At 50.3% G+C, this 20,948-nt stretch carries 17 protein-coding genes and 1 pseudogene; 4 read left to right on the forward strand and 14 right to left on the reverse strand.

Features of this window, described 5'->3' with window-relative positions; translation table 11 throughout:
* Positions 1 to 7 precede the first annotated feature (7 nt).
* From QEN32_RS16740 to golT, 5 genes are all read right to left on the reverse strand, one after another.
* Complete coding sequence (locus tag QEN32_RS16740) at positions 8 to 1,966, reverse strand: site-specific DNA-methyltransferase (protein WP_000910362.1); 1,959 nt, start codon at positions 1,964 to 1,966, stop codon at positions 8 to 10.
* Positions 1,967 to 2,154: 188 nt separating this feature from the next.
* A complete protein-coding gene (locus QEN32_RS16745; protein WP_000288503.1) occupies positions 2,155 to 3,408 on the reverse strand; it encodes an MFS transporter in 1,254 nt (417 codons plus the stop codon).
* A gap of 291 nt (positions 3,409 to 3,699) precedes the next feature.
* The gene (gene golB / locus QEN32_RS16750; RefSeq protein WP_094914735.1) at positions 3,700 to 3,894 is read right to left on the reverse strand and encodes a gold resistance metallochaperone GolB; all 195 of its coding nucleotides are present in this window, start codon (positions 3,892 to 3,894) and stop codon (positions 3,700 to 3,702) included.
* Positions 3,895 to 3,971: 77 nt separating this feature from the next.
* Positions 3,972 to 4,436, reverse strand: coding sequence for an Au(I) sensor transcriptional regulator GolS (gene golS, locus QEN32_RS16755; RefSeq protein ID WP_001020583.1), 465 nt, complete (start codon positions 4,434 to 4,436; stop codon positions 3,972 to 3,974).
* Between the two features lie 11 nt (positions 4,437 to 4,447).
* Positions 4,448 to 6,736 (reverse strand): gold/copper-translocating P-type ATPase GolT, encoded by a 2,289-nt coding sequence (gene golT, locus QEN32_RS16760; protein WP_094914734.1) that lies wholly within the window; start codon positions 6,734 to 6,736, stop codon positions 4,448 to 4,450.
* A gap of 275 nt (positions 6,737 to 7,011) precedes the next feature.
* Between golT and mdsA the strand changes: the two genes are divergently transcribed.
* Genes mdsA through mdsC form a run of 3 tightly spaced genes read left to right on the forward strand, consistent with a single transcriptional unit; the run spans position 7,012 to position 12,876 of the window.
* Positions 7,012 to 8,238, forward strand: coding sequence for a multidrug efflux RND transporter periplasmic adaptor subunit MdsA (gene mdsA, locus QEN32_RS16765; RefSeq protein ID WP_001254848.1), 1,227 nt, complete (start codon positions 7,012 to 7,014; stop codon positions 8,236 to 8,238).
* Positions 8,235 to 11,402 carry a multidrug efflux RND transporter permease subunit MdsB gene (mdsB, locus tag QEN32_RS16770; protein WP_000673153.1) on the forward strand — a complete coding sequence of 1,056 codons (3,168 nt, stop codon included), beginning with the start codon at positions 8,235 to 8,237 and terminating at the stop codon, positions 11,400 to 11,402. Before mdsA ends, mdsB begins: the two co-directional genes overlap by 4 nt.
* 16 nt (positions 11,403 to 11,418) lie before the next feature.
* Complete coding sequence (mdsC, locus tag QEN32_RS16775) at positions 11,419 to 12,876, forward strand: multidrug efflux transporter outer membrane subunit MdsC (protein ID WP_280144434.1); 1,458 nt, start codon at positions 11,419 to 11,421, stop codon at positions 12,874 to 12,876.
* A gap of 69 nt (positions 12,877 to 12,945) precedes the next feature.
* Here the strand turns inward: mdsC and QEN32_RS16780 are convergent, their stop codons facing one another.
* The 9 genes and pseudogenes from QEN32_RS16780 to QEN32_RS16820 all read right to left on the reverse strand — a co-directional run bounded on the left by QEN32_RS16780 (position 12,946) and on the right by QEN32_RS16820 (position 19,696).
* Positions 12,946 to 13,305 (reverse strand): DUF4156 domain-containing protein, encoded by a 360-nt coding sequence (locus QEN32_RS16780; RefSeq protein ID WP_000722978.1) that lies wholly within the window; start codon positions 13,303 to 13,305, stop codon positions 12,946 to 12,948.
* 57 nt (positions 13,306 to 13,362) lie between these two features.
* Positions 13,363 to 13,587, reverse strand: coding sequence for a membrane protein (locus QEN32_RS16785; RefSeq protein ID WP_000737124.1), 225 nt, complete (start codon positions 13,585 to 13,587; stop codon positions 13,363 to 13,365).
* A gap of 10 nt (positions 13,588 to 13,597) precedes the next feature.
* Positions 13,598 to 14,239, reverse strand: a complete 642-nt coding sequence (locus tag QEN32_RS16790; RefSeq protein WP_000610824.1) for a helix-turn-helix transcriptional regulator — start codon at positions 14,237 to 14,239, stop codon at positions 13,598 to 13,600.
* Between the two features lie 143 nt (positions 14,240 to 14,382).
* Positions 14,383 to 14,907 carry an Ail/Lom family outer membrane beta-barrel protein gene (locus QEN32_RS16795; RefSeq protein ID WP_024798016.1) on the reverse strand — a complete coding sequence of 175 codons (525 nt, stop codon included), beginning with the start codon at positions 14,905 to 14,907 and terminating at the stop codon, positions 14,383 to 14,385.
* A 401-nt stretch (positions 14,908 to 15,308) separates the two neighbouring features.
* The gene (locus QEN32_RS16800; RefSeq protein ID WP_000545426.1) at positions 15,309 to 15,797 is read right to left on the reverse strand and encodes a hypothetical protein; all 489 of its coding nucleotides are present in this window, start codon (positions 15,795 to 15,797) and stop codon (positions 15,309 to 15,311) included.
* On the reverse strand, positions 15,770 to 16,513 hold the full coding sequence (locus QEN32_RS16805; RefSeq protein WP_045342838.1) for a transcriptional regulator: 744 nt from the start codon (positions 16,511 to 16,513) through the stop codon (positions 15,770 to 15,772). Before QEN32_RS16805 ends, QEN32_RS16800 begins: the two co-directional genes overlap by 28 nt.
* 99 nt (positions 16,514 to 16,612) lie before the next feature.
* Positions 16,613 to 18,187 (reverse strand): EAL domain-containing protein, encoded by a 1,575-nt coding sequence (locus QEN32_RS16810; protein ID WP_265321870.1) that lies wholly within the window; start codon positions 18,185 to 18,187, stop codon positions 16,613 to 16,615.
* 501 nt (positions 18,188 to 18,688) lie between these two features.
* Positions 18,689 to 18,989 (reverse strand): annotated as a pseudogene (locus QEN32_RS16815) (hypothetical protein).
* Positions 18,962 to 19,696 (reverse strand): membrane protein, encoded by a 735-nt coding sequence (locus QEN32_RS16820; RefSeq protein WP_001005866.1) that lies wholly within the window; start codon positions 19,694 to 19,696, stop codon positions 18,962 to 18,964. The pseudogene QEN32_RS16815 and the gene QEN32_RS16820 overlap by 28 nt, the downstream one beginning before the upstream one ends.
* A gap of 663 nt (positions 19,697 to 20,359) precedes the next feature.
* Here QEN32_RS16820 and QEN32_RS16825 point away from each other — a divergent pair.
* Positions 20,360 to 20,896, forward strand: a complete 537-nt coding sequence (locus tag QEN32_RS16825; protein ID WP_000062033.1) for a fimbrial protein — start codon at positions 20,360 to 20,362, stop codon at positions 20,894 to 20,896.
* The last annotated feature ends 52 nt before the right edge of the window (positions 20,897 to 20,948 follow it).

The following is a 20,948-nucleotide window of genomic DNA, read 5'->3' on the forward strand; positions in this document are numbered from 1 at the left end:
TCCCCTCTTAATAACGCTTCACCAGGTTCACTTTTTGATCAAGCTGTTTTAAGCCGATTTCCAGTTCACGAATGGATTCAAGGTCGAAAGAGTAGCCGTAAATGACAATGGTCTGAACCGGAAGCTGGTGCGTACCAATGTGGTTGAGAAGATCGCGGGTCTGCTCGGTTCCCCATCGTTCATCAATCAGATACAGGCGCGTATTATCAACATACCTGGCGCAATAGCCGGAAAAATCAACGCTCTGTACGTCAATATCCATTTTATAACCATCGGCGACCAGCCATGTCGTTAATAAGGTCTCTTCGCCGCTTGCGCCGCCCGGCACGCCCAATCCTCTGGCGGAAAAAGGATTGATCATGTCGGTAAATCCTGACTCGGTAAAAGCGGCCAGTTGACCGCTGGTATTGATAAAATGGCCGGTAGCAATATCGAAGCTATCCAGATCGTCCAGCGTCTGCTGTGTCGGAGTGGCAAAACGATAATGTTTAAAACCGAGATCGCTATTGGTCGCGGGATTGTTGGCGCGGATCTTCGCCGCAACGCGTGTAATTCGCTCGCGGCTGATTTCATCAATAGTGTTATAACCTGCTTTTTTCGCGATAGTGTTATTGCTTAATGCCTGATCGATAGTACACAGAATAAACGTGCGCTGCCCCCCATCTTCTTCATTCAGCGCCATCACCGCATGGGCCGTAGTACCGGAACCGGCAAAAAAGTCCAGAACGACGCCGTCTTTATCGATAGCGAGCTTGATGATTTTCTTCAATAATGCGGTCGGTTTCGGCGTATCAAAAACGTTGTCGCCGAAGAGATCCAGAATCTCCTTTTTCCCCTCTTTATTCGACGCTACGTTATCCCAGTAATTGGTCGTTGGCTGCCCTTTACTGTGATGCGCGTACATGACTCGCTGGGGAATACCGCCGTTATCTTTGCCAAAATAGACCAGATTATCGGCCACCAGTTTTTGGTAACTGGCTTCAGGATAAGCCCATAGTCTTTCGTGTACCGTACCGTTCGGCGTGGTAATTTTATAGGTATAGCCGCCGCCGCTCAGCCCTTTTGACACCGTTAACGGCACCGGGCGCCATTTCCCTTCTGGAAACTGTTCGGTCGGTTCTTTATAGGATTTCTGAATATACTCTTTAGAAAGCGGTTCTAAACGTAAAGCGCCCTGACCGGTTTTGGCATAAACAAGAATGTATTCCCCCTGGATGGAAACGTTATCAGAGTCGTTAGAAATCTCTTTTTTGCGCTTCCACATCACATTGGTGACAAATCCGCCTTCGCCAAAAATCTCATCCATCATTAATTTAAGATTGGCGTACTCATTATCGTCGATAGAGATAAAAATAAATCCGGTATCTTTCAGGAGCTTCCTGGCCAGGAAAAGACGCGGATACATGAAAGATAACCATGCAGAGTGCGTCGATTTACCCTGAATGGATTTTAAACGTGCCAGTTCAGTATCATTAAGACCAAACATATCCTGCAACGCCCGATCGCTATATTCAAAATGATCGGGATAGACAAACCCGTCCGACCCGGTGTTATAAGGGGGATCGATATAGATCATATCGACGGTATCGGCGTAATTATTTTGCAGATGGCGTAACACATCCAGATTATCTCCGGTCAGAAAAAGATTATGGCTGTTTTTATTTTCTGCCAGAGTATTGTGTTCCACGTCAGGGACGATAACGGTAACGGATTTTTCACCCGCCTGTTTTTTTGCGTAATCTTTGCCAATAAAATCAATCTGATAACCGCTCGTCAGCTCATCAATATTACGCGCTTTCAGCGCGCGCTCAAATTTGGCGAGATCAAATCCGCCTTTCGCGATCAGTTCGCCCTGCTCGTTATAGCGATCGGCGGTAAAAAATTCCGGTAATGCACGTTGTAACTCAGACAGAAAGGCGCTATTCGGGGCAACAGACTCGTTGTGTTTCTGGTTATCTTTCAACATGATATCTTCGCTCCGTTGATAATTTTAAGGTCCAACAATCAATTTCTTATAAAGAAAAAAGTAAGCGATGATTGTAATGGTCACGAAAGGCAGATGCCATCATTAACCTTTGTTGTTCGTTGAAAGGGCGTGAAAACGACGGGGGGAAGGCGTGCTCCCGGCGACAGTATGCGCCAGGAGCGTAGTGTTTACGTGCGATGACTGATGGCCGACTCTGGGAGGGCGTCGCTATCTGTACCGGAGATGACGACTCCCCGGGTCTCGCGACCAAATGCCACAAATACACAGATTAAAATAGCCACCGCGCCAGCCACGATCGCCATTGCCAACCCGTAATTGCCACCATGCGTTTCCGCGATGCGGGCCTGTAACGTCGCATTAACCGACGCCAGTAAATTACCGAGTTGGTAAACAAACCCTGGCAGCACGGCGCGCGCATTCGCCGGAACCAGCTCGTTCAGCCAGGTCGGCACGACACCCCAGGCGCCCTGCACCATAAACTGCATCAGGAACGCGCCCAGGCCAATCGTGAATGATCCGCTGGAAAATGCCCATAGCGGGAGTACCGGAAGCGCAAGAAAGGCGGCGATCATGATCGCTTTTTTACGCCCAATACGTTCCGATAGCGTACCGTAGAAAATACCGCCGAGCATGGCGGCAATGTTATAAAAAATCGCAATGATACTGATCAGATGCGGATCAAAACCATGCTGCATCTTCAGGAAGGTAGGATAGAGATCCTGCGTGCCGTGACTGAAAAAGTTAAAGAACGCCATGACCAGCACCAGATACAGACACAACTTCCACTGTTTGCGCAGAACAGGAAGCAGCGCGGTATTCTCTTTACGCGCTCTGGCCGCCAGCCAGACGGGGGATTCCGGCACTTTAAACCAGATATAAGGCAGCAAGACAACAGGCAGGGCGCCAATCAGGAACATGCCGCGCCAGCCTACCATACTGTAGAAGAGGCCAAAAATAACCGAGGCGAACAGATAGCCGCAGGGATAGCCCGCCTGAAAAATGCCCGACATCAGGCCACGCGAACGATCGGGAATGGTTTCCATCGCCAGTGATGACGCGACGCCCCATATCCCGCCCATCGCCACGCCGTACATGACCCGAAAAATCAGAAATGCCATGAAGGTGGGCGACCAGGCGGAAAGCAGTTCAAACACCGTAAAGAACAGAATATTGAGCATCAGTATCGGTCGACGTCCGTACTTTTCCGCCATTCGACCAAATAGCAGCGCGCCAATGGGACGTACCGCCAGGGTCAGCATAATCGCAATGGAAACGTCCGATACGGAAGCGTGAAACCATTCGGCGAGATCGCTAAGTACAAAGACAAGGATAAAGAAATCAAACGCATCCAGCATCCAACTGGTAAAGCTGGCAAACGCCACATGTCGTTGTGTCGTCGTCCAGTTCAGGGGGGTGTACATAGGTAGTGTCCTGCATCAAAAAATAACATCAAGCTTTGAAGCGGCGAAACGCTGGAGCGCACCCGTCGTCAAAGCGACGTAACAAGGTAGCGTTGCGCTACTTATTTGTTATCTTTTTGTATATAGCAGGTAAAATGTTAGCAAAAATAGACAAATCATTACATATTATTAACAAAGCTTACTGGCACATGATTTGTCACATTTTTTATGGGGATTATCTCACGCAAAGAAAAGCGAAGCGTGGCTAGCGTATCGCGACCGGCCTGTCGCCAGACCGATCGCCATTGACGATTACCTTTCGCGCGACGGGAAACCGGCCTTTTGCAGGGCGGCGGCAATCTGCTCCGCGGATAGCGACGTTTCAACGTCAACCAGACGCGTCGCCGGGTCAGTTCTCACCGTCGCATTAGCATCGAGAGTCAGAATCGTCTTTTTTACCGTACTGGCGCAGCCGCCGCAGGTCATGTCATCAATATGGAACTGCATAGTGAACTCCTTTTGTGTGGGAACTGTTGCCAGTCTGGGCCTTGCCAGTGTTGGAAGGTCAAGCGTAATCTCAGGACTTACAGACGCTTTGCCAGTCCGTGGCGACGAGGACGGCGCAGCACCGCTCCGGTACGCGCCTCCGGCTCGCTATCGTCAGGTTGTCCAAGCGTATGCAAAATGGGGCAATCTGGCAGCGCGTCGCCGGCGCAGCAGTGAATCAGCGCTTTGAGGGTTTGCGCCATGTGCTGCATGTTCTGGATACGTCTGTCCAGTTCATCAATGTGCGTCTGCGCCAGGCGTTTGACGTCAGCGCTTTGCCGCGACTGGTTATTCCAAAGATTCAGTAAGTCGCTGATTTCAGCAACTGAAAATCCGAGGTCGCGCGCGCGGCGTATAAAATGCAATTGATTAACATCAGCCTGGGTATAGGCCCGATAGCCGGAATCCGTCCGACTTGCCGCGGGAATCAGACCAATCTGTTCATAGTAGCGAATCATTTTGGCCGAAACTTTCGATGCTTTAGCTGCTTTACCGATGTTCATGACGCTCCTCCTCAGGTCGTGGATGTGTCGGATGGGGTTGCCATCGGCGCCCGGAAACGGCGCAGCCGCAAAGCGTTGCCCAGCACGAACACGCTCGACATCGCCATCGCCCCTGCGGCGAATACCGGGGACAATAATATGCCCCAGACCGGAAATAGCGCGCCTGCCGCGACAGGAATCAGCGCCGTATTGTAAGCAAAGGCCCAGAACAGATTCTGGTGGATATTGCGGATGGTCGCTTTAGACAGCGCGATAGCATTCGGCACGCCTTGCAGGTTGCCGGACATTAGTACGACGTCGGCGGATTCCACCGCCACATCGGTGCCGGTGCCAATCGCCAGCCCCACGTCGGACTCCGCCAGCGCTGGCGCATCGTTGATGCCATCGCCGACAAACGCCACCTGCCCATACGCCGCTTTCAGGCGCCGTATCGCCTCGACTTTCCCTTCTGGCAATACCTCGGCGACCACGTCATCAATCCCTAACTGTCTGGCGATAGCCTGTGCCGTGCGGGCATTATCGCCAGTGATCATGGCGACCTTAATGCCGAGCTGATGTAAAGCGTTAATTGCGGCGGGCGTACTGGGTTTGATCGGATCGGCCACGGCGATAATCGCCGCCGGTTGACCGTCAATAGCCGCATAGAGCGGCGATTTCCCTTCCTGTCCTAACCGTTCGGCGGTGGTGGCGAAGCCGCTAATATCCACGCCAATTTCGCGCATATAGCGATCGGCCCCCACGTCAACACGTGTACCGGCAACGGTAGCGTATACGCCCATCCCGGTCACCGATTCGAAGCCGCTCATGCCTGGTAGCGCGATCCCTTCCTCTTCTGCCGACACGACAATCGCACGGGCAATCGGATGCTCTGAACGCGATTCTACCGCCGCGACTTTCGCCAGCACCTCACGGCGTTCAAAGCCGCTGGCCACGTCGAGATCGGTCAGTACCGGGCGGCCTTCGGTAAGCGTCCCGGTTTTGTCTACGGCCACCACCTTAGCGTCTTTGAGTAGCTGTAACGCCTCCCCCTTACGGAACAGCACGCCCATTTCCGCCCCACGACCGGTTCCCACCATAATAGAGGTCGGCGTCGCCAGGCCCATCGCGCAAGGACAGGCGATAATCAGAACCGCAACGCCATTGATCAGAGCGAAAGTCAGCGCAGGCGACGGCCCAAACGCCAGCCATACCACAAAGGTCAGCGCAGCAATAAGCATCACCATCGGGACAAACCACAGCGTCACTTTATCCACGACGGCCTGAATCGGCAGTTTTGAACCCTGCGCCTGTTCCACCAGACGAATGATTTGCGCCAGCATGGTCTGTCCGCCGACGGCGGTCGCCCGCAGCGTGAGCGCGCCTTTTTGGTTTACGGTACCGCCCACCACCGCGCTTCCTGCGGATTTCTCTACCGGTATCGGTTCGCCGGTAATCATCGACTCGTCAACGAAGCTGCGGCCTTCGGTCACTTCGCCGTCAACCGGTATCCGCTCGCCTGGCCGAACCTCCACACAGTCGCCCAGCACAACCTCGTCGACAGGGATATCCACGATGCGGCCCTCGCGTAACACATGCGCGACCCGCGCCTGTAGCCCCACCAGACGTTTAATCGCTTCGGAAGTCCGCCCCTTCGCCCTTGCCTCCAGAAAGCGCCCCAGCAGAATAAGCGCGACAATCACTGCGGCGGCCTCGTAATAGACGTTTACCGTCCCTTCAGGCAACAGGTCGGGCGTAAAGGTCGCCACCAGCGAGTAGCCGAATGCCGCTGCGGTTCCCACGGCGACCAGCGAGTTCATGTCCGGCGCCAGACGCGCCAGCGCCGGAAACCCTTTAAGGTAAAAACGGCGACCGGGGATCGTCAGCACCAACAGGGTCAGTGCAAATTGCCAGAACCAGCTTTGTTGCAGGCCAATCGTTTTTATCACCCACTCGTGCATACCAGGAATAAGGTGCGAACCCATTTCAAGCACAAAAACGGGGAGCGCCAGCACGCTGGCGAGAATCAGATCGCGCTTCAGCCTGACGCGCTCGGCCTCTTTTTTCTCTTCAGAGTCGTCTTCGCCCTGCCCCGCCGTCTCTACCGGTCGCGCCTCATACCCCGTTTTTTCAATCGCCGCGATCACCGCCTCCGCCGACGCCGTCCCGCGAACGGTGGCGCGCTCCGTCGCCAGATTCACCGTAGCGTCCGTTACGCCAGGCACAGCCTTAATACCTTTTTCAACGCGAGCGACACACGACGCGCAGGTCATACCTTCAATAAGCAAGCTTATCGTGTCGTGACGATTTTCTGACTGACTCATGACGACTTCCCCATCCTGACTATTCGATATCAGAAAGCCTAAAGCTTGCCATTGTGGGAAGGTCAAGCGTATTCAGGCTGCACGGTTCGGCGAGAATGTGAGGTGGCTCATAAAAGAGGATGATGCGAGACATTTACGCCACGATGCCGACCCACGCCCCGTAAAAACCGTCAGGAACGCTTGACCTTTCCTTCGTTGTAACGCCTAGCCTTTGCCAAAAATTCTGCGGCAGCGTTGCGGAATGGCCGACACGCTGCGGTAAAGAGGGAAACGACATGCGTAGAACATTCAAAATTATGTTGATAGCCGGCGTCATCGCCGCCATCGGGGGCGTGATTTATATGGCCGGCGAAGCACTATGGGATAAAGACAACGCCGTCGGACCACCGGCCAGCGCGCCGCCTCCACCGTCGGTACCGGTTGCTAAAGCCCTTAGCCGCACACTCGCGCCTACGGCGGAATTCACCGGTTTTCTGGCCGCGCCGGAGACCGTGGAGCTGCGTTCGCGCGTGGGAGGAACCCTTGACGCCGTCAGCGTTCCGGAAGGACGTCTGGTAAGCCGCGGACAACTGCTGTTCCAGATCGATCCGCGCCCGTTCGAGGTCGCCCTCGACACCGCCGTCGCGCAATTACGTCAGGCTGAAGTACTGGCCCGCCAGGCGCAGGCGGATTTCGATCGCATTCAACGACTGGTCGCCAGCGGCGCCGTATCACGTAAAAACGCTGACGATGTCACCGCCACGCGTAATGCGCGACAGGCGCAGATGCAATCGGCCAAAGCCGCCGTCGCCGCAGCGCGCCTTGAACTCTCCTGGACCCGTATTACCGCGCCCATTGCCGGACGCGTTGACCGCATACTGGTGACCCGGGGCAATCTGGTCAGCGGCGGCGTAGCGGGTAACGCCACGCTTCTGACGACTATCGTGTCTCACAATCCCATGTATGTGTATTTCGATATTGACGAAGCCACCTGGCTGAAGGCGTTACGGCATACCCGCTCCGACAAAAATCCACCGGTAGTCAACATGGGGTTAACCACCGATAACGGGCTGCCTTATCAGGGCGTACTCGACTTTATGGGCAATCAGATGAACCGCAGCACCGGCACTATCCGGGCGCGTGCCGTGATTCCTGACCCCGACGGAATGCTTTCTCCCGGCCTGTTTGCCCGAATCAGTTTGCCCATCGGCGAGCCGCGGGAAACCGTGCTAATTGACGATCTGGCGGTGAGCGCCGATCAGGGCAAAAACTATGTGCTGATCGTCGGCAAGGAGAATCAGGTGGAGTATCGTCCGGTTGAGCTGGGACAAATGGTCGATGGACTCCGCGTCGTTACACAGGGAGTACTGCCGGGAGAAAAAATCATCCTCAAGGGGCTGGTGCGTCCTGGCATGACCGTTGCGCCGCGTCTGGTGCCGATGCGGCAGAATGTGACCGACAAACAGACCGCGACATTGACTAAAGCGGACGGCGACAGTGCGCCGAAGGCGGTGCGCCAATGAAATTCACCCACTTTTTCATCGCACGACCCATCTTCGCCATCGTCCTGTCGCTGTTAATGCTGCTGGCTGGCGCTATCGCCTTTTTAAAACTGCCGCTGAGTGAATATCCGGCCGTTACGCCGCCCACGGTACAGGTTAGCGCCAGCTACCCCGGCGCTAACCCGCAAGTGATTGCCGATACGGTAGCCGCGCCGCTGGAACAGGTGATCAACGGCGTTGACGGCATGTTGTATATGAATACCCAGATGGCCATTGATGGTCGCATGGTTATCTCTATCGCCTTCGAACAGGGAACCGATCCTGATATGGCGCAAATTCAGGTGCAAAACCGGGTATCCCGCGCGCTGCCTCGCCTGCCCGAAGAAGTCCAGCGAATTGGCGTTGTAACGGAGAAAACGTCCCCCGACATGTTGATGGTGGTCCATCTTGTCTCGCCGCAAAAACGCTATGACTCGCTTTACCTGTCTAACTTCGCCATCCGGCAGGTTCGCGACGAGCTGGCCCGTTTACCCGGCGTCGGCGATGTTCTCGTCTGGGGCGCGGGCGAGTACGCCATGCGTGTCTGGCTGGACCCGGCGAAAATCGCCAACCGCGGTCTTACCGCCAGTGATATCGTTACGGCGTTGCGGGAACAAAACGTACAGGTCGCCGCCGGTTCCGTCGGGCAGCAGCCGGAGGCCTCCGCCGCTTTTCAGATGACGGTGAACACGCTGGGCCGCCTGACCAGCGAAGAACAGTTCGGCGAGATTGTGGTAAAAATCGGCGCTGACGGCGAGGTGACGCGTCTGCGTGATGTCGCCCGCGTCACGCTGGGCGCAGATGCCTATACGCTGCGCAGTTTACTGAATGGCGAAGCGGCGCCAGCGTTACAGATTATTCAAAGTCCGGGCGCCAATGCGATTGACGTTTCTAACGCGATTCGCGGCAAAATGGATGAGTTGCAGCAAAACTTCCCGCAGGATATCGAATACCGGATTGCCTATGATCCTACGGTCTTCGTGCGCGCATCGCTACAATCGGTGGCGATTACGTTGCTGGAAGCCCTTGTGCTGGTCGTCCTTGTCGTGGTGCTGTTCCTGCAAACCTGGCGGGCGTCCATTATTCCTCTGGTGGCGGTTCCCGTTTCGCTGGTCGGCACCTTTGCCTTGATGCACCTGTTTGGCTTTTCGCTGAATACGCTTTCGCTGTTTGGTTTGGTCTTGTCGATAGGTATCGTTGTCGATGACGCCATCGTTGTGGTCGAAAACGTGGAACGGCATATCTCGCAGGGCAAAAGTCCCGGAGAGGCGGCAAAGAAGGCGATGGATGAAGTCACTGGTCCCATTCTTTCTATTACCTCGGTGCTGACGGCGGTCTTTATCCCTTCCGCATTCCTGGCGGGCCTGCAGGGTGAGTTTTATCGTCAGTTCGCGTTGACCATCGCTATTTCGACCATCCTTTCGGCCATTAACTCGCTGACGCTCTCCCCTGCGCTGGCTGCCATTTTGCTAAGACCGCACCACGATACTGCGAAGGCTGACTGGCTAACGCGGTTGATGGGCACGGTCACTGGCGGTTTTTTCCATCGCTTTAACCGTTTCTTCGACAGCGCGTCGAACCGCTATGTTAGCGCCGTCCGTCGGGCCGTGCGCGGCAGCGTCATTGTGATGGTGCTCTATGCTGGCTTTGTGGGGCTGACCTGGCTTGGCTTCCATCAGGTGCCGAACGGGTTTGTGCCTGCGCAGGATAAATACTATCTCGTCGGCATCGCCCAGCTCCCAAGCGGCGCATCGTTGGATCGCACAGAGGCGGTCGTGAAACAGATGTCCGCTATCGCGCTGGCGGAACCCGGCGTTGAAAGCGTCGTCGTCTTCCCCGGTCTGTCGGTTAACGGCCCGGTAAATGTGCCAAATTCGGCGCTGATGTTCGCCATGCTAAAACCCTTTGACGAGCGTGAAGATCCTTCGCTTTCCGCTAACGCTATCGCCGGAAAGCTAATGCACAAATTTAGCCACATTCCCGACGGGTTTATTGGCATCTTCCCGCCGCCGCCGGTTCCAGGGCTTGGCGCGACGGGCGGCTTTAAATTGCAGATTGAAGATCGTGCGGAACTGGGATTTGAAGCGATGACAAAGGTGCAAAGCGAGATTATGTCTAAGGCGATGCAGACGCCCGAACTGGCCAATATGCTGGCCAGTTTCCAGACGAACGCCCCGCAATTACAGGTGGATATCGACCGGGTAAAGGCGAAATCAATGGGGGTATCGCTCACCGACATCTTTGAAACGTTGCAAATTAACCTCGGCTCGCTTTACGTCAACGATTTCAACCGATTTGGCCGTACCTGGCGGGTGATGGCGCAGGCCGATGCGCCATTCCGTATGCAACAAGAGGATATCGGCCTGCTTAAAGTCCGCAATGCGAAGGGCGAGATGATCCCGCTTAGCGCTTTCGTCACGATTATGCGCCAGTCGGGGCCGGACAGAATCATCCATTACAACGGCTTCCCCTCGGTAGATATTAGCGGTGGACCGGCTCCGGGCTTCTCCTCCGGACAGGCGACGGACGCGATTGAAAAGATCGTGCGTGAAACGTTGCCGGAAGGGATGGTCTTCGAATGGACCGATCTGGTTTATCAGGAAAAACAGGCCGGCAACTCCGCGCTTGCTATCTTTGCGCTGGCGGTGCTGCTGGCCTTCCTGATCCTGGCGGCGCAGTACAACAGTTGGTCGCTGCCCTTCGCCGTCCTGCTTATTGCGCCTATGTCATTACTCTCAGCCATTGTCGGCGTGTGGGTATCTGGCGGAGATAACAATATCTTTACGCAGATTGGTTTCGTGGTGCTGGTCGGCCTGGCGGCCAAGAACGCCATTTTGATTGTCGAGTTTGCCCGCGCCAAAGAACACGACGGCGCAGACCCGCTGACCGCCGTACTGGAAGCGTCCCGCCTGCGTCTGCGTCCTATCCTGATGACCTCATTCGCCTTTATCGCAGGCGTAGTACCGCTGGTACTCGCGACGGGTGCCGGCGCGGAAATGCGACATGCGATGGGCATCGCCGTGTTTGCCGGCATGTTGGGCGTCACGCTCTTCGGCCTGTTATTGACGCCTGTGTTTTACGTGGTGGTTCGCAGGATGGCATTAAAGCGTGAGAACCGCGTTGATTCACATGATCAGCAAGCATAATGATGGGAATGGCATAATGAAGATCACTTTTACAGGCTATCGGCAGACCGCCACGCTGGCGACGCTTGCTTTCGTCACCACGCTTGCTGGCTGTACGATGGCGCCGAAGCACGAACGCCCCGCATCGCCGACTGCGATGGTCTATCCCTACGCAACGTCAACCGTTTCTGGCGCGCCGGATGCCGCTGACATTGGCTGGCGTGATTTCTTCCACGATCCGCTTCTACAGGAACTGATCGCGATCGCGTTACGCAATAATCGGGATTTACGCAAGGCAGGGCTCAATGTTGAAGCCGCCCGGGCGTTATACCGTATTCAGCGCGCGGAGATGCTGCCGACGCTCGGCATCGCCACCGCCATGGACGCCAGTCGCACTCCCGCCGATCTCAGCGTCACGGACGAGCCTGAGATTAACCGACGCTACGAGATGGCTGGGGCGACGACGGCCTGGGAACTGGATCTCTGGGGGCGAGTGCGAAGCCTTAGCGACCAGGCATTAGCCGCCTATATGGCGCTTGATGAGACGTACATTGCGGCGCGAATGAGCCTGGTTTCCGAAGTCGCCAGCGCCTGGCTGACGCTACGGGCTGACCGGGAGCTGCTGCGCTTAACCGAGGATACGCTGGCCGCGCAAAAAAGTTCATACACATTGACAACCCAGCTTGCCCGGACAGGCAACGCCACACAGCTCGATCTGCGTATGGCGGAGATCGCGCTGCGTTCTGCCGAAATCAATCGCGCGGCGTATACGCGACAGTTGGCGCGGGATCGTAACGCGCTGGAATTGCTGTTGGGCCAGCCGCTCACGCCTGAACTGTCGCGTCGACTAAACGAAGCGGTCACGCTTACGGAAGACGCGATCCCGACCACTCTGCCAGGCGGATTACCGTCAGATCTGCTGGTACGCCGCCCGGATATTCGCGCCGCCGAGTACAGGCTGCGCGGCGCAAACGCCCGGATAGGCGCAGCGCGCGCCGCCTTCTTCCCGACCATCAGCCTGACAGGCGCGGCGGGAACGGCCAGCGCGTCTCTTAGCGGACTCTTTGAACCGGGATCGGGAAGCTGGCGCTTTCTACCGCAAATCACCTTGCCTCTCTTTCACGGCGGCGCATTACGCGCTGACCTGGATAGGGCGTATCTCCAAAAACAGATTGAAATCGCCAGGTATGAAAACGTTATTCAGCAAGCCTTTCGCGACGTGGCGGATGGTCTGGCGGGACAGCGTACGCTGAATGACCAGGTGCAATCAGAACAACGCGCGGTTGAAGCCAGTCAAATCGCCTATGAGCTGGCCGGACTCCGTTTTCAGGAAGGCGTCGATGACTACCTTACGCTGCTTGATACCCATCGTATGCTTTATGGCGCGCAGCAGCGTCTGGTGCGCACACGGCTCATGCAACAGCTGAATATCATTAATCTGTATAAAGCATTAGGCGGCGGTTGGCGGGAATACAGCGAGAAAAAGCAAGGTTAGCCCAAATAGCGCGCGCGTCGCCAGTGCGGCGCGCGCGCTAAACAGGCATATATTGCCTGCAAAATAAGGTTAACGAGGGCAACGATAAACGTTCCCGCTTAACGTGACATTGGTTTGTTTGCTTGAGCCCGAACCGTGCCATGAACTTCCTGTCTGGCCTGCACGCTGGGTTAACAGGACTACCGTATTGCCGCCCATTTTATAAGCTTTGTTTTTCAGATCGTTACGGGCCCCCGTTTCCAGGTTACTGTTGGAAGTCCAGCCACCGGTAAAGAAATTCCCCTGGCTGCCCGTGATATCCCCTAAGTAGCTGCATTCCTTACCTGGCTCGCTGGTCATCACCCGTACCTGTTCAGCGCCATAATTCAACGAATTAGCGCTACATGCGGTTAAAGCCAAGCCGACGAAACATACTAAGATCTTTTTCATACTAATACCTGGTCTATTAATCATTAAATAATAACGCGTTCTTGCTTCTGAACGCCGTCAAGGAACTATATTTAAGATGTAACGAATGTCTTTCATTTGCTGAAGAAAAGTCTCTGTCATGATGCTATCATGTATGCTTGAGGCTATTTCTTGTTCAGTTTTTTCAATATGCTCTCTGAGCCTTATTTTTGTTTTTTCGTCAAGCGCCGAGATAAGTATCTTAATGGCAAGCAGCAAAGTAGGATTGATGCTTTCACACTCTCTCATCGTTAACTTTTTCATCTTGTTTGCTTCAAGCCTGATCGGCGTTTTTGTCTACACGGCAAATTTTAGATGCGAAGATATGGCGACTTCTTTGGTAAATAAATAGCAAATGGAAAAAGCGTTTGAAGCCATATTTACGACAGATACGCAATCTATGAATGTACAAAGTCTTACGACTCATGCCATAGCTACTGGCGATCTGACTCATCGACTTTTTATATAAAAAGTGCCATAACAACTCCTCCTCCTTTTTTGTCAACGGCGCAAGTTCACCGACCGCTACATCGTTTGCACAAGCATATTTAATGAAATGCTCAATAAAAACAGGCTTTGCCAAATCGGGATCGATATCAGGATCTCTATCGCAGCCATGTGGATAAAGTTTTCCAATATCTCTGCGCGTGAGCCAGATTCGACGAGCATGTGGATAATGCTGCATGAGCGCCTTAAAACCTTTCCAGACCCCCTGAATCAAAACTCGTCCATCAATAATAATTATGATATCTTCGCTAGCTGATATCTGACACGAATTATATTCTCCATTGAGTGGGAACATAAAGCACTTCCCATCCTCAAAGAGTGAAGCGATGCCTAAATAAGTATAATAATCATCCGTTAAAACTATACCTATCGTTTTTAACGGAAGTTGTTCCGATAGTGAATTTATCATAATTTCATCAATAGAATAACGCTACGGTGAGTGTTTTATCTTCCTCTTAAGATTACCTGACTGATTATAACCATCCCTATTCTGTAGCAGCGCCATATTATTTTTAATTCCTTGCCATAAACGTAACGCTTATACTTTTAATATCAGAAGCGATAACCTACGCTGACACCAAATGTATTGGCATCCACAGCGAAGAAACGGCTTGCTTCCCATGATGCATCGATAGATATACTCTTAACAGGATTAAATATTACACCAGCGCCGTAGGCAAAGGAGTCTTCTTTTGAGTGTTTATTAAATTTCATCGTCGCTATACCCGCATTGCCGTACAGGCTCACATAGTCATTAAAACGATATGTTGGTCCAAACATCAAAGAACCGTAGTCTACAGAATCGGAACCATTTTTATGCAATTTTCCCTCTTTCCAGGTGTAGTTCTCCATTTCATTGCGCGTCGCGGTGAATGAGCCTAACATCCCCCAGGTCTCATTGAACTCGTAACGATATTTAAAATTAAAGCCTCGCAGATCTTTGCTATCGCTATTTTTCAATGAACTGAGATGAGTTTGTGCATAACCAAACGATACGGTGTGCTGATCGTTAGCCAAAGCTAAAGGTGACGCTAATAATAAACCTAAAAAAACAAGGAACGAAGACCGTCTTTTCATTAAAACCACTCCATTTTTGATATATAATTAAGGCGGTACCGGAACTTATGGCACACAAATAGCATTTAGATTAAGAGCACCTAATGCGCTTATTACCAGTCATGCCAACTGCGGAGGTAATATAACCTGATATATTCGATAATGGATATGAAATCAGTCTTACAGAGTTCTTACTTTTTTATTAATGGCGGATTCATAGTTGCTTCAGACCCGATCCTGGCATCGCATCCGTCAGGCGGACTGCGAGAGGTTATCAGCGAGTATCAGTTACCTCCCTGACGAGTAAAAAATTCATAACTCATTGTTTTGCATGTATTTTAATTGATTATTGAGTTAACCTTTACCCTTGCGGAGGGCAATTTCGCAACTCGCTTTCTGACACATTCAGACAACATTCAGATCTACTGCGCGGTACAAACGTTATAAAGCTGCCGATTAAGAGAATAAAAAAAGGTTTTCTCACCCACTTTAGATATTCGAATCTCATTAGCCGCTTCCGGATGCAGAACCCGTAAATATGATAACAGATCGCCAGCCGTGTCCGTGGCAAAGACTTTTACCTGGGATACTTCGAACGTATAAACACCAGGCGCTGTTCGATGTAAATTTTTCATATATACGTCCCGGTATAATATTTTTACACCGTTATCTTTTGTTTTTATTTCATATTGAAGCGTAATTCTCTTCATCTTAAAATCAAGAACAAGACTGCCATCGGCATGGATATCTTTAGGCTGTATCGTCGTTACCGTTCTTGTCGTGCATAAAAATTCATTAGTATTAATAGAACTATGGCTACTGTTTCGTACCCAAACTACCATCAGTACGACTGAAACAGCCAACATTCCAAGCGTCGCCACGCTTAATAACGTTCTTTTATGGAAATGCATTTCGGCTCCGCTATATCAAGTTGGTTAAGACACTGGACAAAAATATTTGTATTAGGAACGCGAATGTAATAAATGATTTTTCCGTTTTGTTTATGTATTTCATTACTCATCTCAGAGTACGCTTCAACGATATCCGTCAGATGGGTTTTATCATGCCCGACACTATAAAAAGTGTATCCATCATACGAACCCTGGAGGATAAAGTAATCAATATTTTCACCCTTAACTTTATACATCATAAAAAACATCAGAAGCGCGGCCAGGCAAAAGTAGAGCCAATCTTTTTTATTCACAGCGCCCGGTATTGGGGGGATAATAGTGTCATCGCGTCGCACTTCAACCGTCGATAATTCTGTTTCAGCAACAGCAGGCAACGGCGTATTTTGCGCCTCATCACTCAACGGTTCAATGGAAACTGAGAGTAAAACACCCACGCGAGGACGAGTCACAACAGACGCCCCCTTAAGACCAATTTTATCAAATGACCCTCGTAGCTGGTTAATCAATTTATAATAACTGGCATCAGAGACCACGACACCTTTGCGCCCCCAGACATAGTTAATTAAATCATCTTTTTTAAAAAGGCCTTCATGAAAAGCGATAAGCAAACTGCGTTCCGATTCAGATATCGTTATCGACTCTCCGGCGCAGGAAAGCGTCATTCGTTCACAATCAAGAATAACTCTTTTGTCAATCAGATAATTGTTCTGACTCATAAAAATATCCGCCCCAGTGCTATCACGTTTCTTCACGGCATAAACATATTACCAGGATATATCGCGCTATTGAATTTTTTTCCGTAGCGAGCTCCTGTATTATTCAGCCACCAGACCACTCGCAGATTCGTTTTCCCCCTTGAGCAGACCATTTTGCCTCTGGGCCGACTTGCCAAGCCAGCTCATAAAGTCATTAGCCCCCATCGGCCTGGCATAAAGAAATCCCTGAACGAATCCTACCCCGTGGCTTAAGATGTAACGCAATTGGTGCTGGGTACTGACCCCTTCGGCAACCACATTGAGCCCCAGTCGCTGACTCAGCGTAATGATAGTATCCAGGACAGGAACATCATTGCTGCTGGTATCAATGGTATCGATAAACGTTCTGTCTATTTTAAGAGAGTCTACAGGTAATTGCTGGAGATAGGAGAGTGAGCAATAGCCGGTCCCAAAATCATCAATCGCTATTAACACGCCTTTTTCACGGAGCGTTGAAAGTTTTTCTGCGACCTGTGAAGGTTCTACAATCAGGCTACGCTCGGTGAGCTCCAACATAAGCGTTATCGTTCCCAAACGAGTCCTGAGCGCCTCTATATCTTGTATAAAACCGTCATCCATAAGATGCGCAGGCGATATATTTACGCTGATATAGAAATCATCCGGTACAGTCCAGTTTATCGCGTCATGAGCAATCAGTTCGAACAGATGACGAGAGAGAGGAATAATCATGCCTTCATTTTCTGCGGCGGTAATAAAAATATCCGGGGTTATAAAACGGCCATCCGGTTGCGGCCAGCGCATTAGCGCCTCCACGCCGCCGCAACTACCGTGTTTAACGTTAAAAACAGGTTGATAATGTACCGTAAACTCATTGTGCGTTATCCCCCTGGCAATCTCCCGGGCCAGAGATAAACGTTTTAAATACCAGCGCCTGTAGAACAACATCATCCCTACAGAAAGACACAATGACAGCGGAACAAAAATAAAAAGGTTTTGTAACCAGTATGCCGATAACGTTGAGAAAGGGGTTCGCACCATCAGCTGGATAGTGTGATCGGTTGAGGTGAAGCGCTGCGTTAAAAACGCCTTACCGCGCAACGTCGCAGCGCTGGTAATTGCCTCCCCTGCGCCGAATGTCAGGCTAAAGGCTGATGCTCTCTCTGCTGCCAATATTTCTATGAGCTCCTGGACATACTGCGAATCCACAATGACGAAAGCCGCTTTATTCGCTGCTACTTTTTTCACATAAACCACAACAAGGCGATCGGGTCCTTCGGCCATACTACCGATAGATCGCAACCACCGTTCCGGATAAGAAGCAGGTAAAGAAAGCCCTGCCAGCCGGGAAAAATGATAGCGTTCGGTTCCTGTGACAAAGGAGCAAGTGATATCACCATTTTCCAGAAACCCAATGTCACGGACATAAGGAGTGAAGGCCCGCGTTCTGGACAGTTCTTTCAGCGTATCAGTGCAGGAACTCTCAGCCAGTCTGGCGGCTTTTCCGGCGACTTGCCAGGAGGCGGCAGATATATCCGCGCTAAACCGCAGCAGCGTATTGGCGCTGACGGCGATATCTCGTTTTAGCTGGAAGATACCCGCGAGTAACCCCACCAATATCATTACGATCAGTGGAACGGCAATAAACAACATCAGAAATAGCTTTCTTACTTTCAAATCATTGCCCTCTTACCGGCCTTCCTTTTGCCACTGTACGCTTTTATAAGTTAACTAAAGTAACATTAATATAGAAAAGCAATATTGAGAGATAGGTTATACGTTCTTAATGATAGCAAGATGGCACTCCCTGTGCCGAAAATAGACAAGAAAATATCAATACCCAACAGGTGCAGGATACTATCGTTAAAATAAGCGATAGCAGATATCTAAATTCAATATGTTAGCCTGATACCAGGTTCGCTGCCTGATGAGGCATAACCATCACGGAACGAATTCCCATCAATACAGGGATTATTAGCTACAACTCAACGTTACTACTGGTGGTACACACATTATACAAATGCCGATTAAGCGAAAACATGTAGGTATTTTTCCCAATTTTGACCATCTTTAACTCATTAATCGTACCAGGCTGTAACAGTCTCAACCAGGAAAACAAATCGCCAGCAGTATCAGACTCAAAAGTCTTAACTGAATTGACTTTAAAAGTAAATGTTTTCATACCCGTTCTGCGCAGTTTGCTGATGCAGATATCACGAAAAAAAAGCCGTTTCTCTTTCGTATCGGTAGTAACATCGTAGTGTAGGGTAATCCTGCCGGATTTAAGATCCAGCACAAGTCCACCATCCATGTACAATTTTCGTGGTTCAATATACGCTTCTGATTTTGTCGTGCATATAAGATTATTGGTTCTATAAGAGTCACGATTTACCCACTCAAGCGCTATTACCGATCCGATTGCGACAATGGCGATAAATATTACAAATATAATCAGTAACGTTCTTTTACTGTAATACATTTTGGCACCGCCATTTCAACAGGATTTAAGCATTGCAGAAAAATATTCATATTAGGCTCCCTGATATAATAAAGATGGCGTCCATTTTGCCGGTAAATTTTAATTTTTAGAGAGTTAAAAGCAAAAACTACTTCACTTAATGTGACCTTATCCTCTTTTGTTTTATAGATTGCATAATCGTTATATTCGCCAAGATATGTAAAAAAACTATCAGGGCTGTTACGAACAGGCGCTTTATATATAGTAAATACACCATAGAGCAATGCCAGAAGAATGGCTCCTGTTAATACCACAAATACGCTGTGACGTTTAATTTTGTAAAATATATTCTCCCGAGTCGGGGTGCCTTTAACGTTTTCATCACTCACCTTTAGGGAGGTAATTTTTTTTATAGGTTCAATGGCAACAGACAGCGACACCCCCACCCGAGGGCGAGTTACGATGTCAGATGACTGTAGACCGATGCTACTAAAATCATTTCTCATTTGATTAATGAGTTTATAGTAACTTGATTCTGAGACGCAGCCTCCACGATTTTCCCAAACAAAATGAATAATATCTTCTTTTTTGTAAAGACCATGCCAAAAAGCAAGAAGCAGATGGGTCTCAGCTTCTGATATTCTGATTATCTCATTACCATGCGATAAGGTCATCTTCGTACTATCAAATACAACACGCTTATCAAGTAAAAATATGCTTTCATTCATGACAATCCTAAAGGTAACTGCATCCATCATTCAGACGACATATTATCATGCTCAAAAAAGAATTCAGCCCCCTAATTAACCTGAGTTTAACTTATAAGTCTCACTTATAGTAAACAATAATTGACACAAGTATTACCTGCACATTACAAATCAAACAGTTATAGGTAAATCTGAACACTTTTCTTTACCTTAACGCAAACTCAGGAAACTTCTGAAAGGCCAAAAGTAAGAAAAAAGTAAGACTAATTATACTGTTTCAGAAGCACATTTCAGAAAATTTACCTTAATCTCACCATCGTATTATCCATCGGGAGGTTTAACTGATGCGGATTTTACATAGCAAAAATGTGCAGGTTTGTATTGCAACATAGTCTATCTATTCAGACGCGGAGAGAATTGTTATCGGATTACACTCAATCAAATGATAACACTATCAGTTGTACTAATGAGATGTATGGACGAAAGCGCTTATCGCTCTATTTCATGATAAGAGAAATAAGTCTGTTTGTTTTATATCGCATTATCAATAGTCAGGAGGGTATAGCTCACATCCAAAAATAGAGTTAATGATCGTTATTTTTACCACTCCTCCATAAGCACGAAACATTCGGGCGAATTGCACTCGTCCTGAAAAAGTAAAGATTAATACAGGAACATTATCATATGTCTATGAAAAAATATTTAGCAATGATCACAGGCTCGCTTCTTGTCTCCAGCAGCGCGATGGCTGTTTCTGATAACACCATCACCTTTCAAGGGGAAGTCTCTGATGAAACATGCTCTGTCGTGATTAATGGTAATCAGGCTAAACCCGTCGTGTTATTGCCAACAGTAAGTACTAAAGATTTATCAGAACAAGGGAAAACTGCGGGGCCAATAACGTTTGATATTGGGCTGTCCGGGTGTACCGGCTCTAAGGACAAAACAACAAAAATTTCCACTGTCTTTGTCGGTAATCAGGTCACCAGTAACGGTAACCTGGGTAATACTGGCAGCGCGAAAAATGTTGAAGTCCAATTACTCGACACTTCAGGGGAGCCAATCAATCTGACCGGCGGCTTTACTGGCGACGGCGACCTACAGCTGGAACCAAATGCTTCTGAAGCGAGCGCGACTTATACCGCGCGGTATTACTCTACCGGGAAAGCAGAGGCTGGGACAGTCGCTGCCACCCTTCAATACGCCGTTTCGTATAAATAATTGTCGCTACGGTCTGGCGTTGAAACGCCAGACCATTTTCAATCGCCAGGGA

This window comes from Salmonella sp. SA14318 (assembly GCF_029866905.1).
GTDB lineage: Bacteria > Pseudomonadota > Gammaproteobacteria > Enterobacterales > Enterobacteriaceae > Salmonella > Salmonella enterica.